Annotated in this window: 16 protein-coding genes; 7 read left to right on the top strand and 9 right to left on the bottom strand. The window is 51.4% G+C overall.

Annotated features, from left to right (window positions below; translation table 11 throughout):
• Window positions 1–12: 12 nt before the first annotated feature.
• Window positions 13–669, bottom strand: coding sequence for a murein L,D-transpeptidase catalytic domain-containing protein (locus DZC79_RS02990; RefSeq protein ID WP_157976876.1), 657 nt, complete (start codon window positions 667–669; stop codon window positions 13–15).
• A 177-nt stretch (window positions 670–846) separates the two neighbouring features.
• Here DZC79_RS02990 and DZC79_RS02985 point away from each other — a divergent pair, with 177 nt between their 5' ends.
• The 6 genes from DZC79_RS02985 (at window position 847) to DZC79_RS02960 (ending at window position 5,826) form a co-directional block, all read left to right on the top strand.
• Window positions 847–1,620: a M48 family metallopeptidase gene (locus DZC79_RS02985; protein ID WP_118950073.1), complete on the top strand. Its 774-nt coding sequence runs from the start codon at window positions 847–849 to the stop codon at window positions 1,618–1,620.
• A 230-nt stretch (window positions 1,621–1,850) separates the two neighbouring features.
• Entirely contained in the window at window positions 1,851–2,465 is a 615-nt protein-coding gene (locus DZC79_RS02980; RefSeq protein ID WP_118950072.1) for a prealbumin-like fold domain-containing protein, read from the top strand.
• A 46-nt stretch (window positions 2,466–2,511) separates the two neighbouring features.
• Window positions 2,512–3,285 (top strand): leucine-rich repeat domain-containing protein, encoded by a 774-nt coding sequence (locus tag DZC79_RS02975; protein WP_118950071.1) that lies wholly within the window; start codon window positions 2,512–2,514, stop codon window positions 3,283–3,285.
• Window positions 3,286–3,580: 295 nt separating this feature from the next.
• Window positions 3,581–4,186: a beta-ketoacyl-[acyl-carrier-protein] synthase family protein gene (locus tag DZC79_RS02970; RefSeq protein WP_157976875.1), complete on the top strand. Its 606-nt coding sequence runs from the start codon at window positions 3,581–3,583 to the stop codon at window positions 4,184–4,186.
• The gene (locus DZC79_RS02965) at window positions 4,179–5,363 is read left to right on the top strand and encodes a beta-ketoacyl-[acyl-carrier-protein] synthase family protein (protein ID WP_118950069.1); all 1,185 of its coding nucleotides are present in this window, start codon (window positions 4,179–4,181) and stop codon (window positions 5,361–5,363) included. The genes DZC79_RS02970 and DZC79_RS02965 overlap by 8 nt, the downstream gene beginning before the upstream one ends.
• 28 nt (window positions 5,364–5,391) lie before the next feature.
• Window positions 5,392–5,826 (top strand): DUF5362 family protein, encoded by a 435-nt coding sequence (locus DZC79_RS02960; protein ID WP_118950068.1) that lies wholly within the window; start codon window positions 5,392–5,394, stop codon window positions 5,824–5,826.
• Window positions 5,827–6,053: 227 nt separating this feature from the next.
• Here DZC79_RS02960 and DZC79_RS02955 read toward each other — a convergent pair whose 3' ends face one another.
• The 8 genes from DZC79_RS02955 to DZC79_RS02920 all read right to left on the bottom strand — a co-directional run bounded on the left by DZC79_RS02955 (window position 6,054) and on the right by DZC79_RS02920 (window position 14,399).
• The gene (locus DZC79_RS02955; RefSeq protein ID WP_118950067.1) at window positions 6,054–8,537 is read right to left on the bottom strand and encodes a TonB-dependent receptor; all 2,484 of its coding nucleotides are present in this window, start codon (window positions 8,535–8,537) and stop codon (window positions 6,054–6,056) included.
• Window positions 8,538–8,746: 209 nt separating this feature from the next.
• Window positions 8,747–9,955: a diaminopimelate decarboxylase gene (lysA, locus tag DZC79_RS02950; protein ID WP_118950066.1), complete on the bottom strand. Its 1,209-nt coding sequence runs from the start codon at window positions 9,953–9,955 to the stop codon at window positions 8,747–8,749.
• 208 nt (window positions 9,956–10,163) lie between these two features.
• Window positions 10,164–10,838, bottom strand: a complete 675-nt coding sequence (locus DZC79_RS02945; RefSeq protein WP_198666749.1) for a toxin-antitoxin system YwqK family antitoxin — start codon at window positions 10,836–10,838, stop codon at window positions 10,164–10,166.
• A 45-nt stretch (window positions 10,839–10,883) separates the two neighbouring features.
• Complete coding sequence (locus DZC79_RS02940) at window positions 10,884–11,228, bottom strand: HesB/IscA family protein (RefSeq protein ID WP_118950064.1); 345 nt, start codon at window positions 11,226–11,228, stop codon at window positions 10,884–10,886.
• 25 nt (window positions 11,229–11,253) lie between these two features.
• The gene (locus DZC79_RS02935) at window positions 11,254–11,757 is read right to left on the bottom strand and encodes a hypothetical protein (RefSeq protein ID WP_118950063.1); all 504 of its coding nucleotides are present in this window, start codon (window positions 11,755–11,757) and stop codon (window positions 11,254–11,256) included.
• 49 nt (window positions 11,758–11,806) lie between these two features.
• Window positions 11,807–12,460, bottom strand: a complete 654-nt coding sequence (locus DZC79_RS02930) for a phosphatidylserine decarboxylase family protein (protein WP_118950062.1) — start codon at window positions 12,458–12,460, stop codon at window positions 11,807–11,809.
• 136 nt (window positions 12,461–12,596) lie between these two features.
• Entirely contained in the window at window positions 12,597–13,415 is an 819-nt protein-coding gene (locus DZC79_RS02925; RefSeq protein WP_118950061.1) for a phosphatidate cytidylyltransferase, read from the bottom strand.
• A gap of 39 nt (window positions 13,416–13,454) precedes the next feature.
• The gene (locus DZC79_RS02920; protein WP_118950060.1) at window positions 13,455–14,399 is read right to left on the bottom strand and encodes a CPBP family intramembrane glutamic endopeptidase; all 945 of its coding nucleotides are present in this window, start codon (window positions 14,397–14,399) and stop codon (window positions 13,455–13,457) included.
• Between the two features lie 275 nt (window positions 14,400–14,674).
• Here DZC79_RS02920 and DZC79_RS02915 point away from each other — a divergent pair, with 275 nt between their 5' ends.
• A complete protein-coding gene (locus DZC79_RS02915) occupies window positions 14,675–16,906 on the top strand; it encodes a hypothetical protein (RefSeq protein WP_157976874.1) in 2,232 nt (743 codons plus the stop codon).
• The last annotated feature ends 187 nt before the right edge of the window (window positions 16,907–17,093 follow it).

The raw sequence follows: 17,093 nt of genomic DNA, 5'->3' as shown, positions 1-17,093 counted from the left end.
TCCTGTGCCGGATTAGCGATAGAGCCATAACAACACCGGGCGCTTGCTCCGGCGCAGCAGGGAATCGAGCGTGGTCATACAGGCATTGGATACCGCCGGGCAGCCCCATCCTTCAGGCGCGCCATCGGGATATACCTCCTGGTCAGGTATGGCGTCCCAGCCATGCAATACGATCTGCCGCGCCTGGGCATTGCTGTTGGTGGGCTCCAGCCCATGCGGCAGGTAGTTGACATGGATGCCCCATTCACTATAGCCCCGTTTACCTACCTTGTATTTGCCCAGCGAAGAACAATGGCTGTCGGGACGATTGCTGAAGACCGGCTGCTCACGGCTTTCGTCTTTGCCCCAGGGTGCTGCGCCGCATCCGTGGCTCATTAATCCAGCAGTAAGGAAAGTATCTTTTCTGAAATCCCAGGCAACAAGCCGCGCTTTGCCTGAAGGAATGCTCATATCGGCCAGCAGGCAGATACGGGTGTCCATACCTTCCCGGGCGCAGAATGTCTTTGCCAGGCGGGCCTGCTCCCGGAAACGTTTCGTATCGATATGCCGGTACAGCCGCTCCTTTGCAGCAGCAGCCGGTTCGCCGGCATCGCCGGGTGTACAGCCGATGCAAAAAAGCGATGAGAGCAGGGCAAAGCCACAGGCTATCCTGGTGAGCGCAGCGATCATGTTGCGGAGGGTTAATCCATTGGACCGAAGGTAGCCAAATATCCCCATCCTTCGTTTATGCCGTAGAAAAGGGCAGGAATGGTCCGAATTGCAAAACCTATCTAAAAATGAGCGCAGATTCAAAACCTTGCTGCATTTTTGCCGGACAATTCACATCATAAAACAAAAAATTTCAACATGAAGAAGTCGATCTTTACCCTGATGGTGGCCGCTATCGCCACCGGCGCAACCCACGCGCAATTCAAACTGAATTCCAAAACCATAGGCGCTGCCGAGAAAGGCGTTAAGGCCGCTACCTTCAGCGATGCCGACGCCGCCAAGCTAGCCAAGGAATCTGTAGACTGGATGGATAAGAACAACCCTGTAGCCGCAGACAACGATCCTTATGCTGTACGCCTGAACAAGATCTTCGGTAAGCACAAGAATGAAGACGGCCTTACGCTCAACTATAAAGTCTATAAGGTTGTAGACATTAACGCCTTTGCCTGTGCCGACGGCAGCATCCGCGTATTCTCTTCCCTGATGGACATGATGACCGACGAAGAGCTGCTCGCGGTGATCGGCCACGAGATCGGTCATGTAAAGAACCACGATACCCGCGACGCTATCCGCGATGCTTATAAGCGCGCTGCTATCTCCGATGCCGCCGGTTCCCAATCCGGCGTAGTGTCCAACCTCACCGACAGCCAGCTGGGCGCCATCGCCAATGCCATGCTGGAGTCCAAATACAGCCGCAAGCAGGAATCGCAAGCGGACGACTACGGCTACGATTTCATGAAAAAGCACAAGTACAATGTCATGGCCATGGCCAGCGCTTTCAAGAAGCTGCAATCACTGAGCTCCGGCGCCAAGCAAAGCAACATGGAAAAAATGATGAGCTCTCACCCCGACAGCGGTGAACGCGCCAAAGCCGTGGAAGAAAAAGCCAAGAAAGACGGCCTGTACAAATAAGCAGAACCACACTCTTCGATACCTGAACTGCCCCTCCCAGGGCAGTTTTTTTTGTACACGGCCTGCCGGTCGCCGGCGCCCCGTGTGTGCCCTATACCTGCCGTCACATAACTACAGGTTTGTCCTACGGGATAAGATACCTTCGCGCCAATCGGAAACAAAAAATACACATTTCCAGGTAGGATATTCATGCCCTGTCGTAGCTACTTTTGGATTGTAATTTTCACAAAATGAACCACTGTCTAAAACCGCGCATACCCGGCCTTATCATTTTCATTTTATGCTTTTCTTTTTTTGCCAGGGCGCAAAAACAACCGGAATATATTCTTCCTGCATCTGCTTTTAATAAAGAGGAAGCTTACAAAATGCTTGAAGAAGGAACGAATAGTATTCAGGGCCGTATTTCATTAAAGAAAAGAGGCTGGGTAAATTATCCCGGCTTTAAGGATAAGGTGCTGCTCTATCCTGTAACACCCCATCTTTCAGAATACATCGAGCTTAAAAAGAAGTACAATAGTAAAAAAAAGCTGGCGGCTATGACGAAAGAAGCCGCGATGGCAAGGATAGAAACAAAAACTATAGATGACAAGGGTAATTTTGAGTTTACCAACATAAAGCCAGGAAAATACTATATCGTGAGCTGGGTAACATGGGAAAAAGTGACAAGGAATGTGGTGCAGTCGGGGCCTGTCAGCGCCAATTATAATATGCTTGGCATACAAATGGGCGGAGGATCTTTTCCTACAGAAACGCATTATGATGCGACAGCCTATGAAAAGGAAATAGGTGAATACATTGAAGTGACCGGAGACGGCAGAGTAATAACAGTGACTATCGCAAGATAGATCACTCTTTCGTACCATCAGATATTATAAACTAAAAAGCGCACTAATGAAACTGTTATATATCCTTTTACTCAACCTGCTGTTTGTATGTGCTGCAACTTATGTAAAAGCCCAGACAATTTCTTTTCCTGATGAAAATTTTAAGGCAGCCCTCATAGCCCAGGAACTTGATATCAACAACGATGGAGCAATTCAAAAATCAGAAGTTGTAAATGTAAAAAAGCTGCACATCAATAACTTCGGTATATCTTCGATAGAAGGCATTAAAAATTTCACCAGCCTGGAAGATTTTGCTTTTCTTAATAACAATTTAGAAATTGTCGACCTTGAAGGCATGCGAAATCTAAAATATATTTACGGCATCGGCAACGAGATCACACAACTGAAATTAAAAGGATGTACGAATGTCGAAGTTATTTTTATGGATCAGAACCAATTATCTATCCTTGATCTAACAGGGCTTACGGAACTGCGGGACATACGGATAAGCGTGAATAAATTACAAAGAATAGATCTGCGTAATAAACCGAAGCTGGAAAAAGTAGAACTTTTCCGGAACCAGATAGCCGAATTCAAAATTGGAGAAGCTTCGGCGCTGAAAGATCTGAATCTTTCTAAAAATCTAATTACAGAAATCGATCTGAGACCTTTTACCCAACTGGTAGAGGCTGACCTCGACGGAAATCCTTTGAGGAAGGTTTATGTAACGGGCCTTAGTAAACTTGAAAAGCTCTATCTTGAACCGCCATTCAACACCATGAGCTCTATTACACAATTGAATACTTGCGGGCTTGTCAGCCTTAAAGAGTGCAAGTGGTAGGCGCGGATCTATAACCGGCCATACAACGAGGCGTTCCCTATCTGCGGACCTCTTAAACTTCCCTATGGAACAGCCAGCGACGATCAGATGCAGATCATATCCCGCTTCTGCATGTCGTTGGAAGGCATCATGCACCTTATGTATGCGGCAAGCCGTCCAGGCCGCTATCGCGTCCCGACCGGCTTGCCGCGGGAAAGTAACCACACTCCCGCTATGCGATGTCATTTTGTTATAAGCCCTCCATTGCTTTATTTTGCTCCTGATCCGGTCCTTCCCGGCAAAAACAAATTCTATTTTGTACTTACAGCACTATATACAGTGGCGGCAGCAAAAGGTATGGCGCGATGGCGCCCTGCTTTATACCTCAGCGGAGCAGGATATCGATGCGATTGCTTTGTCCCTGTATCAGCAGTCGGGTATCAGCTATCCCAAGTTCTTTAAAATGGACATCCTCAGCCGTGCAGCGTTCCTGGCTGCAGAATGGGTATTGCCTGCAGCGTTGACCATTGACCGTAATACGGTAGCCACGGTGCTCAGCACGGCTTCCGGCTGCCTCGAGGTGGACCGGAAATTTGAGAAGAGCCGCCAGCGCCTGGCCAGCCCGGCCTTGTTTGTCTATACCCTGCCCAATATTATGCTGGGCGAGATCGATATACGGCATGGCTTTAAAGGCGAGCAGATGTGTACCATCAGCGATGTAGCCGATCCGGCTTGGTTCGGTTTTTATGTGCATGATCTCCTGGAGCACCGGGAAAGCAGCGCCTGCCTTTGCGGGCACGTAGAAGCTGCTGCCGGCAGGCTTTCTGCTACATTATTGTGGGTAAGCAAAGAGCGGCCTGCTCAGGGCCCTGCCCTGCCTTTTGATCTTCCTGTGCTGGAACAAATCTTCAATCATGCATAATACTGCTTATATTGCCGGCTGCGGGCTCGTTACCAGCATCGGGTATACCGTATCCGAAAACCTGGCCTCGCTTAAAGCCAGCCGGGCCGCCATTGGCCTGCCCGAATGGTTGTCCACCCGGCATCAATTGCCGGTGGGTGAAGTGAAGCTGAGCAATGAGGCCCTGGCTGCCCGTACCGGCGCCGATGCCCGCCTGCCGCGTACAGCGCTGCTGAGTATCCTGGCCGCGCAGGAAGCCTGGCTGCCGCTGGCCGGCAAAGCTACCGGTCTTCGTATTGCTTTTATTTCTGCCAACACCGTAGGCGGCATGGACCTTACTGAATCTTTCTATGCTTCCTTCAACGAGGACCGGCAGACAGGAGACCTGAACATGGTGCGCCACCATGAATGCGGCGCGATCACGGAACGCACGACACAGGCCCTGGGGCTGCATTGCTGGAGCACTACCATCAGCACAGCCTGCTCTTCCTCGGCCAACAGCATTATGATGGGCGCCAAGCTGATCCGGAATGGTCAATACGATATCGTGATCGCCGGAGGCGCCGACAGCCTTTCCCGCTTTACGCTCAATGGCTTTAATTCGCTCATGATCCTGGACAAGGAATTGTGCCGCCCCTTCGACGAACACCGCCGGGGGCTCAATCTGGGCGAAGGTGCAGCCTACCTGGTACTGGCCGGCGAGAAGGCGATGCAACAGCTCGGCAGTCATGCCGGCGCAGCTGTCTCCGGCTATGCCAACGCTAATGACGCGCATCACCAGACGGCTTCTTCACCCGAGGGCAAGGGCAACCAGCTGGCCATGAGGCAAGCTATAGCGCAGGCTGGTATCGCCCCGAAGGACATCAGCTATATCAACCTGCATGGAACCGGCACGGAGAACAATGACGCTTCGGAAGGCGCCGCGGTACAAGCCGTTTTTGAACAGGTACCGCCTGCCAGCTCGACCAAGGCCTTTACCGGTCATACCCTGGCTGCTGCCGGAGCGGTAGAAGCGGTCTTCTCCCTGCTGAGCCTGCAGGAACAAATATGCCTGCCCCACCTGCGCATGAACACATCGATGACCAGCCTGAACTGGCAGCCGGTAACCACGCTGCAGGCCATGCCGGTAAAGCATGTGCTGTCCAACTCCTTCGGATTCGGCGGCAATTGCTCTTCACTGGTACTGTCAGCCGTTTAATGTTTCCAATATCCAATCCTCTTAATCCATGCTACAACAGAATCCTGACCTTTTTGAAACCGGCCTTGACGAAACCGCCAAGGCCCACCTGCTCGAAACCACCCGCTGGACACGGTTCCTGGCCATTTGCTTTATCTTTATCATGGTGCTTTCGGGAATATACATCGTGATGGCTACCTACACTACTTCCGCGATGGCCCAGATCGAAACCAGCCTGGCCGTTATTATCTCTGTCATCGTCATCGTGATTCTGGCAGCGCTGTACTGCTACCCTATTTATGCCTTATTCCGGTTCTCCTCGCGCATGAAGCAAGGTATACAGAACAACAACCGCGACCTGATCAACGAGGGATTCCGTTACCAGAAAACCCTGTTCCGCTATATGGGCATACTGACAGTGGTCTCTATAGCGCTCATGTTGCTATCCGTAATCCTCGGCGGTATACGTACCATGACTGTTTAACCCTATTCTACAGATGAAACAGACGTTGCACGGCAACGTCTGTACAAGTAAGCTTTGATGTATTTTTATTCAATGGCTATCCGGCTTCTCTATTGCGGGTGGCCTAAAAGGCTGGCCCTTGAGTATAATCACGGCACAGACGTTGCAATGCAACGTCTGTGCAAGTATGCTTTTGATGCATTTTATGTAGTTGTATTCCGGCTCACCGGGACCGGCATGTCATGCGATTATTGTCCACCCATGGTCTGCTGACCGTTATTACCGCTCTTCAGGTCCTTGTTGTCTACTTTCTTCTGCTGCATGAAATGCATCTTTCCAAAGTTCAGCTGGAACGACAGGCGCACACCGCGACCATAATAGGTCGAATGCATTTCGTAATCGGCGTTCTGGTATTGATATTTGGTAGTCATGTGCACTTCAGGCGTGAAGAAGTTCTCTCCCGCCAGATTGAGTGTACCCTTGCCTTTCAGCACCGTTACCTGCAGGCCCAGGAAGTAGTAGTACCAGGTGGTCTGGTAGCCCTGCAGCTGGATCTGGTTGCCGTTGTACATAGCATAGCCGGCGATAGAAAAGCGCTCGGAAAGCTTGAAGCTGGTATACATGCTGGCGGTATATTGCCAGCCCGAGTTCTCGATATTAAGCGAAGGGCTCTTCAAAGACTTATAGTAAAGGCTTCCGTTGAGATTGATCATCCAGCGGTTAAAGAAATTGCTGGAACCGTAGAAATCCAGGCCAACCGTATTGTTCTTGGCTACGTTCTGGTAGGTTGTACGGCTTACATTATCAGAGCCGACTGAAGTTACATTCTCGATCCCGTTACCCGTATGACGGTAAAAGGAGGAGAAGTTAAGGCTGGTGCTGCCGAAGAAGGTGCTATAGCCCAGCTCCACATTATGCGTTTTTTCCGGCACCAGCAGCGGGTTGCCCTGTGTCAGGTTATAACGGTCGCTATAGTTGATATAGGGATTAACGTAATCGATGGATGGCCTTTCGATCCTCATGTTATAGGACAGCTTCAGCTTGCTGTAGTCGCTGAGGCCGTAAGCGAAGCTGAGGTTGGGCAGCAGGTTGTTGAACTGCGTTTTGAAAGCGCTGCCGGCTTCCTGCTGATGACCCTTAATATCTGTAAACTCATAACGTGCGCCTGCAATCATGCTCAACCTTTTGGACAACGGCGTAGCAAACTGGGCATAAGCGGCGCCTACCTGCTGGGTATAAGCCAGGCGATTGGTGCGGCGGGGATCCACAGCAAAGTCGGTCGCATTGGGCGTCCAGAATTCCAGCTGGTATTCGCTCGAAATATCCCGGTTGATGTACTTCAGCCCCGTCTCGATCTTTTGTCCCGGCTTCTTTAAGGGATGCACGTAATCGGCCTGTATCGTGAATTCGTTGTTGTGGCTCTTATTGGTGTTCCGTTCCCTGTAATTGATCGCATCGTCGGTCATACTGTGGCCGTCCAGCTCGTATTTCTGGGTGGTTGAATTGATGGAATACTGGGAAAGAATGTCCAGCGTGCGCTTGGGGTTGTTCTTAAACTTAAGCGAGTACGCAGCATCGAAGCCAATGTTGTCCCGCGGCGACTCGGAATAAGTGTTCCGACGCGAATCGGCTGTATCTACCGGCATAAAATGATTGAACAGGCGGGTGTTCTGTGTCCAGTTGCCGGGATTGTAGCTGATACCGGCCTGTATAGATTGCAGGGAATCGATCTGGTAATCGGCATTGAGGCGACTCCAGTAAAAGTTACCGCCGCCGTTGAATACAGTATTCTGGATCAGCGTCGCCTGCGAATTGGTCCTGGGAAAGTCGGTACGCTCCGACATCATATCGATCACCATTTCCCAACGGCTTGCTCCGGCGTTCAATCCCAGTCCGAAATTCTTGTTGCGGTAATTGAGGTTAAAGCCGCCGTGACCTGTAAGCAGCTGCTGGGGCACGTTATAGCTGAGCGCTCCGAATACCGAACCGCTAAGGCCTTTCATCAGGCTTTTCTTGGTAATGATATTGATCACACCGGCCGCACCTTCGGCATCGTAGCGCGCGCCGGGACTGGTGATCACTTCTACCGACTTAATATTATCGGCGGGGATCTGACGTAATGCATCCTTTACCGAAGAAGCAATGAGCGTTGAAGGCTTGCCATCGATCAGCACCTTGATGTTGCGGCTGCCGCGCAGCTGTACATTACCTTCCAGGTCTACCGTCACCATGGGTACTTTACGCAGCAGCTGATCGGCGGTAATGCCTTTATTGGTAATATCTTTTTCCGCATTATAAACCATACCATCGGGCCGTTGCTCGACCAATTGCCGGTAGTCCACGATCTGCACCTCTTTCAGCGCCGTATTGCCGGTGTTCATATTCACCACACCCAGGGAAATATCTTTGCCGGAAGCATCCACGACAATTGTCCGTTCCAGCTTGGGATAGCCGACATAAAAAACACTGAGCGTATATTCACCGGGCTGTACCTGGTGAAAGGCAAAGTGGCCAAGGCTATCCGAGTTGATCCCGTCGGAAGCCTGTTCCCCTTTTTTGATCAGCATCACCGAACTGAATTCCAGCACCTGGTTGGCCGCTGAATCCTTGATGATGCCGGATATGGTAACCCCTGCCAGCTGTGTGGTTGTGCTTTCGGCCTGGTTCCCGGTTTGTGCTATAGCGCTGTTCAGGTAGCAGGTCAGCGCTATGGCGAGTAGTAATCTCGTCATAAGATAAGGGTTTAAATCCCTGCAAAGTTACCGGCACGTCAATCACTGCAGCTACCGCCAAAAGGGGGAAATAAAAAGGTATGGATACAAGAATCAGCAGGTGCAATCAACCGATCAGCCAGGCGTTTCAGCGCTTTCCCTACATCAAGAGAAGTCAGGTTTTTATTAAAACTTGACTTCTCTTGATGTAGGGGGATCAATAATACAGCTTACATCAGCTGCGTTGCCAGCAGGTCGTCCAGGGTTTCCCGCCGCCTGATCAGCTTATGTTCTGTACCATCGACCAGCACTTCGGCCGGCCGCAGCCGCGAATTGTAGTTGGACGCCATCATGAAGCCATAGGCGCCGGCATTGTGAAAGCACAGCAGGTCGCCTTCCCTCACTTCTTTCAACGGACGATCCCAGGCAAAGGTGTCCGTCTCGCAAATGTAGCCGACCACGGTATATACCCGTTGCCGGCCATGCGGATGGGAAAGATTCGTGATATGGTGGTAGGCATCGTAAAGGGTCGGTCGCATCAGGTGGTTGAAGCCGGTATCCAATCCTGCAAAAACGGTGGCTGTGGTCTGCTTGATCACATTCACTTTGGCCAGGAAATAGCCGGCCTCGCTGACCAGGAACTTGCCCGGCTCAAAATGGATCTGTATCTCGCGGCCATACTCTTTACAGAACCGCTGGTAGCGCTCCGTAAGCCGCTTGCCCAGCAAGGCCACATCCGTAGTCACATCGTCGGGCTTGTAGCCTACTTTAAAGCCGCTGCCGAAATCGATATAGGCGATATCGGGAAAAGAGAGCGCCAGGTCGAAAAGCAGCTCGGCGCCGTTGAGGAACACATCGACATCCAGGATATCGCTGCCGGTATGCATATGAATGCCTTCCACCCTGATGCCCAGGGAGCCGATCAGGCGCTCCACGTGCCGCATCTGGTGTATAGAGATACCGAATTTGCTGTCGATATGGCCGGTGGAGATCTTGTAATGCCCGCCCGCCATAATGTGCGGATTCACGCGGATACATACCGGCACAGAGCTGCCATAGCGGTGCCCGAACTGTTCGAGGATGGAAATGTTGTCGATATTGAGCTTCACACCGAGGGCTACGCACTCCTCTATCTCCGCAAAGGATACACAATTGGGGGTATACAGGATATCTTCAGGCGGATAACCGGCCAGCAGGCCGATACGCACCTCTTCCAGCGATACGGCATCGAGGCCTGCGCCCAGCTCGCGGAACAGCTTCAGCACATGGATATTGCTCAGGGCCTTCATCGCATAGTGTATCTTCACCTGGCATTCCTTAAAGGCTTCTTCCAGCTTCCGGTATTGCCGGCGCATGGTTTGGGCGTCATAGACATAAAGCGGTGCGCCGTATTCGGCGGCGAGGCGGATCAGCTCCTGCTGGGCAATCGATGTGCTCATGATTCGTTTTTACGGTTAATTAAAGTCATAAAAAAAGCTTACCGGTACCGGTAAGCTTCATCGTTATTGTTATCGTTCAGGGACAATAAGATCTCCGCTCACCCATACAGGTAAGGTTTCTTGGTCTTTATTGTCTTTATGTTCGCTATCAGGGTCATTGTTGTCGACGGGCGCAAAGATAGGGATAAAATTAAATTGTCCAAATACTTCACTCGATCAGGCTTTTCCGCTTGCCGGCCGGGGGCCTGGCCGAGGCCTTTTTATTGTGCGGCAGGTTATCGTTCCGCTTCCTGATTGCCAGGCTGTCCGACCTGGTATAATGGCTGAACTCCTGCTCCCTGATCAGGTTGTCCACCTGGTATTCTTCTTCCCGGGTAAGCTGCCCGGTACCGGCATCGTAGTAGCGCCACAGGCCGTGCTTCGTATAGCCCAGTTCAGTAGGAACGGCCACCAGGCTATCTTCCAGCGTTTCGGGATTGGTAACCCAAATGGAATCGTACCGGCCATCAGCATACAGACCGCGGTAATTGCCTACGCATACCAGCCGGCCATCTTCGTAGTACTGGGAAATCCCGTTAAGCTGGCCGCGGGAATAAGTCTCGGTAGACATGAGCCGCTGATCGCCGTCCAGCTTGGTCCATACACCGCTCTTCTTGTCATCGATGTAGCTGCCGTACTCATAATAATGCGGCTCGCCCATACGCGCATCGTGCTCGTAAAACCAAAGCCCCTGCTTACGGTTGCGGACATCGGTCCGGTTCAGGTTGTCCTTTTTCTGCGCCGGCCGGTGTTCAGGCTTTTCGTCCTTCCTGCTTTGCGCAAAAAGAGCAGCACCGCCCGAGAGCGCTGCTGCCAGTATCAAAAAACAGATCTTTCGTTTCAAAAGTATTCCTCCTTTTAAGGCTTGATCAGGGCTCGGGGGATAGGTTTATACGGCAAAGGAAGTGCCGCAGCCACAGGAGCTGCTGGCATTGGGATTATTGAACACGAAGCCGCGTGCGTTCAATCCCGATGCATAGTCGATTTCCATACCCAGCAGGTATATGCCGTGTGCTTTTTTCATAATAACAGGGATACCCTGTACTTCGCTCTCGATATCATCTTCTTCCTTCTGGTCAAAACCCAGCACATAGCTGAGGCCGGAACACCCGCCACCCTTCACGCCTACGCGCAGCATCATCCCTGCCGCTTCAGGCCGGGCCTGCAGCTGCCGCAATTCTCTCAAAGCGCCTTCCGTAAAGGAGACCGGCGCTGCTTCTGTTGTCGTCGTCATCACACTGATATTTTAATGTTGATCCTTATGCTTTACCTACTGCTTTCTGCTCTTCATCCTCATCGCCCTTCTCCTTTTCTTCCTTATCGTCTCCGGCAGGCTCAATGATGAACTGGGGAAACATCATGTTCTGCTGTCCCTGCTGCGCCCGGTCTTTCTCTTCCAGGAAAGCACTGTAGCTTCCAAACTGGTTCATGAGCTGGTAACCGTCATTGGTCAGGGAAAGCTTGCCTGAGTTGCCAAAACCGATAAGGGAATGCACGAGGCCGGTATTGATCATAATATCCCAGATGCGCGCTGCATCCTTCTCAGAAATACGGATATGGTTGGGGTTCAGAACATCATCCTGCAGGGAACGGGTCACTTTGTCGCCGTCATTGTATAAGGCCTTCAATGCGGCATCGATGATATATACATCCTGCTGCTTCCGGTCTTTCATAGCGGGCAAGGGCACCCTGTTCTTAAAGCGCTCCACGATCTTCTTTTTCCGCTGGCGCTGCTCGTTATCTTCTATTTTCTTAAAAGCCATAAATAGCGTTACAATTATTTTTTAAGAACAGGCCTGGGGCCTGTATGGTTTAAATCCTGGCCAGCACTGTCTGGCCACCTTTTACCGCCTCTCCAATTTTTACATCAATCTTGGTGCCTACGGGGAAAAAGACATCGACCCGCGACCCGAAACGGATAAAGCCGAATTCAGCATTCTGCCGGATCGCATCGCCATCCTTTACATAATACTTGATGCGGCGGGCCATAGCGCCGGCAATCTGGCGCATCAGTAAAGTTACATGATTATTGCTTACCACCACCGTAGTGCGCTCGTTCTCTGTCGATGATTTGGGATGCCAGGCCACCAGGTACTTCCCCGGATGGTATTTGACATAGTCGACCTTACCGGTAATGGGGCTGCGGTTGACATGCACATTCAGGGGCGACATAAAGATCGATACCTGCAGTCTTTTATCCTTGAAATACTCACCTTCTTCGGTTTCTTCAATCACGACCACCTTTCCATCGGCCGGAGCAACGATCACATTTTCGCCTTCGGTAAATTTCCGGATGGGAATACGGAAGAACCAGAGCACCCAGAACCAGAGCAGGAAAAACACGATCTGTATCAGCCAATACAATACGGGTATAGAATAAAGAAAATGATAATTGAGCCAGGAGACGCCGATCCACAGAATGGTGGCAATCAGGATGTGGATGTAACCTTCGCGGTGAATGTACATGTTGAGATGTTAGACTTTAGATATGAGATGTTAGATACTAGATACAAGAGCCTGGATGTAAGCGATTGTAAGTGTTTTTGATTTTATATTTTGGAATTCAGACTTTTGAATTGCAGTCTACAAAGATACACTGTCTTCACCGGATCATAAACAGCATAACGTAGCAAAAGGCGAAGGGCAGGGTAACCAGCAGGGAGTCGAAGCGGTCCAGCGCGCCGCCATGTCCCGGCATTATATTACCGGAATCTTTGATGCCGGCCAGGCGCTTGAGCTTAGATTCCAGCAGGTCGCCAGCAGTACCGGCCACGGCGGCGCACAACGCCAGCACCATCCAGTCGATCATGACATATTCCTGCCGGGGGGCGTAATAGCCCCACACCGCCGCACCGGCGATGGTAAGCAAGGCGCCTCCGGCCGTACCTTCCCAGGTCTTTTTGGGAGAAATGGGGCTGAAAGGTGTTTTTCCGATAAAGGATCCGACGATATAGGCCATGGTATCGTTCATCCAGATCATTAAGATGAGGGCCAGCGGAATGACCCAATCAATGCCCCGCAGGGTAACCAGGAAAGCCATGGGCAGGGCAATATAGATAAGGCCGGTAATCGCGGCAAAGCCGGCTACCAGCCCGGTCCTTTTATGGAGTATGGTACCCAGCAGGATCAAAACCGGGCACAGCATTAAGATAAAAGCGTAACCCGGCGTTACAGCCACCATAGGAACACTAAGCACCACCAGCACAGCGGCTACCTGGGTAAACCACAGGAGCCAGCCGGGGAAATACTGGTCGGGGAAGATCTTTGCGATCAGCGCGAAAAACTCGCGGATACAAAGGAACTGGATCAGCAGGGCCAGCACAAAAATTGCCGAAAGGTGCGGGTAGAGAAGTCCCAGCATCATAATGATCGCAAAGACAATAGCAGAACCCAATCGGGTAAAAAATACGGGCCAGTTCATTCCGGGTTGTACGGTTTCTTGGATTAATGATTAAGGGACTCAGGCATCTTTTTCGGGCAGCCAGCCGCCGGCGTTGTTGCCGGCCGCTACGCTCCAGCTATCGGGCAAGGGCGTCCGTTTCCGGTACAGGAAAAAAATGCTGCCGGCGAGCAGCATGGCTCCGATCGCAAAAGCGATGACCGTAGGACCGGCGCCTTCCAGTGATTTTTCCATAGCAGGCGTGGCGTAAATGCCCACCAGCGCCTGGATGCCGTTGAATAGCAGGTGCAGCAGGATACTCATCCACATGCTGCCGGTAATATAATACACCCAGCCCAGCACGACACCGGCGATGAAGATGGGCAGGAATTCGGATACGCTGGCATGAAAGAGCGTGAACAGGAAGGCAGACACGCCGATGGACAGCCACCAGCGCCGGAACATAGACTGGGCAAACTTCAGGATGACGCCGCGGAAGAACAGCTCTTCACAGATAGCCGGTACCAGGGCGATCAGCAGAATGCTGCGCAGTACTGCCCAGCCGCTGCCGGCATTCAGGTAGGCATTGATAAACCCTTCCCGCTGGCGGTCCAGCTCTTTGGACGATTGCCCCAGGTCCAGCTGCGCCGTCCACTCGGCAATAGCGCCGGTAAAGCAAAGCAGCCCGAAGGTCATCACAATAATGCCGGCAATGCCTATCGCGCGCGCAGGCTTCACCAGGCCCAGGTAAGCGCGGGGCGAAGGATCGGCCAGGTAAGCATATACCAATGCCGGCACCAGGAAGGAAAAGACCTGGAACAAAGCATTGGAAACAAAGATCAGATTGGGGTAATGATAAATATCATTTTCAAGGAAATGCTCCATCTGCGCGGAACTGATACCGGCTGCTGCCTTTATATAAAGGGGCTGAATAAACAGGCTGAGCAGCATCAGCGCGCACCAGAAAGAAAGGAAAACGAGCAGCTGTACTGCTACGGGTTGAATTCTCAGATAGCTTTTGAACATATTCGGTAAAGGGCGCAGCCCGGATAGCGCCGCTGGGATATAAAGGCTGCAAAAATACGGCTTTTACAGAAGCAACAGGTCAGCCCGCGCTTTATCCTTTCAGCCTTTATACCGGTCCGGACCGGTCCTGAAATTTTATAACTCCTTTTTAAAGCGCTGGTTAAACATAAATTATTGCTAAAGCGTCTTTAAGGCTACAGGCAATAGCTTAATTTTAGCGATCACAATCAAATCATTGCTTGCCTCTTGCCAAGCCAACCTCATTGTTGTACCTTATGAATAGAAAAGCTGCACTACTATTCCTTTTTATTACCTCCCTGACCATACTGGCCGCTCCCGATGCCTTCGCCCAAAAGAAGAAGAAAAAGAAGGATAAGAAAAAAGAAAAGATCGAAAAGCTGGAACCCTGGGAAGTGGATACCCTGATCGCTCCCATTCCCATCAACCGGCAAATGTTTACCGGCAATGTCGAGAAGCAGGTGAAGAAGGCCGATATGAAAGATGGCGCCGCCGATGGCATTATCGAGCTGGAGGATACTGCCGTGTCGCATACCGTGACCCAGGCCCTGCTCAAACAGGTGCCCCTGATCTTAATCCATATCGAAAACCTGCCGGCGGCCACCCCGCAAAAGAAGATACAATACCACCGTTCTCTTGAGGCTATGATGCGCCGGCTCAATGCCCGTCCGCTGACACCCGACAACGCGACTTATATCAAGCGTTCTGTAACCAATTTCGAAGAGCTGATGCTGGCCCGCGAGCAGAACCGTGTAATGGAATTCGTAAAGCAAAACGACAATATCTATACGCTCGACAACAGCGAGCTGCTGAACGAATACCCCGAGGCCAAGGCCTATGTATTTGAAGCGGTGGGCAAAGCCAAGCCGGAGATCATGATCAAAAGGCTGCCCGAGTTTGCCCGCGAATCCTATGCCGATCCTGTGATTGCCGCGGCAGCGAAGATCGTGCCCGGCACTATTCTTACTTATGCTACCTCGACCAGCGCTTTAAGCTCGGCCGTACGCCGCAACAAAGACCCGCTGGTGCAGACGATCGTTCAGATCGGCACCGAATCCAAGACTCCGCTCAAGGCCCTGCCTTTCCTCACCGAGATCTACAACAAGAAAAGAACCATCCGCGAGGTCGATGCCATTACCGCCAATCCCAAAGCCTACTATAAGGCCCTGGTTGGACTTAAAACAGAGGGCAATAATATTTCTGAAAAAGCAGTAGACCAGGAGCTGAACCTCCGCGGCCTGGAGCTGGTGCGCGAAGTGAACCGCCTGCACGACTCCCCTGCCCCGGTACGCTTTAAATCCCTGATGGATTTCGATGCCGAAGACCTGTATTTTATGATGATCGGCAGCCAGGATGAGATCTATACCAGCAGCTTCACCTGGATGTTTGACCGCATGCTGGAAAAAATGAAGCCGTTGAGCGGCGATCAGCTGCTGGATAAGGTAAACAAAAGTCATTTCCGCACCTTTATCCGTATGGCGGCCGGCTACAACAAGCTTTCCCCCTTCCTGTCTTCTATGGAGGAGGATAAGAAAAGCGCTCTGATGAAAGAGTTCGTGGCCAACCTGGAAAAAGGGGACGAGGACGAGCTTGAAGACGCCGTGGATGTAGCCGATGCCTTCGGCAGCATTACCGACCCCAAGCTGATCGACTTTCTCAAAAATGAGATCAAAAGCAATTACGAAAGGACCTATGGCGCCAACAATAAGGAAAGCGAGAAGGGTGTGATCGTATACGGCCTGCTGAGCACGATCTTCAACAGTGCCGACAATTCAACCGAGCTGAGCGGCCAGCTGAGCGTGATCCCCCCCATTACTTTCGTTCCCTATGAATCGCTGAAGAACGCCAAAGGCGAAGTGATCGTGCAAACTTTTTTCTACGGCGATGAAGATGGCCGCAGCTCCTTTGCCAGCTTTAAATCCAACTTCCCTGCGGCGAAATGGAAGGTAAGCAGCAACAAGGACTGGATGACCTTTACTTCTATAGGCGACCATCCTATTATCGTTTACGCCAACCTCCCCCTGGAGGAACCCAAAGACGAAGAAGCCCAACGTGCCCTGCAAAAATACCTTACAGAGAAAGAGATCGTGCCCACCATGGTCATCCATCGCGGCCATAGTTACCATCTGGGCGGCTCGCTCGAGAACCTGACACCGGAAGTAAAAGTGGTGATGCTGGGTTCCTGCGGCGGTTATCATAACCTGGCACAGGTGTTGGACAAAGCGCCCGATGCCAATATCATCTCTTCCAAGCAAGTGGGATCGAAAAGCGTGAACGAGCCGATCATCCGTACTATGTTCTCCCAATTGCTGCAGGGCCAGGATATCGACTGGATCAATTCCTGGTCTGAGCTGAACAAATATTTCAACAGCCGCGGCGCCCAGGAAAAAGACCTGTTCAGCGATTATGTACCGCCAAACAAAAACCTGGGCGCGATCTTCATCAAGGCTTATCGTAAAATGGCTTTGAAGAATGATGCTGAAAGCTAAATGACCTGTACCTCTTAAGCTGCCCGGATTCGCTATGCATTCCGGGCAGTTCTTGTTTCCGGGGCAAAATGCAGATGCCCTGTTCCCGGAACAGCGGCGAACGACAGCTGTCTAAAAGTTAATACCTTTATGTCAGATTTTGAGTTTGGCCTGGTATTTGCTGCTTCCTGGATAAACCGCAAGGCGC

The organism is Taibaiella helva (assembly GCF_003545695.1).
GTDB lineage: Bacteria > Bacteroidota > Bacteroidia > Chitinophagales > Chitinophagaceae > Taibaiella > Taibaiella helva.
This window is presented reverse-complemented; position numbering and strand designations above follow the sequence as displayed.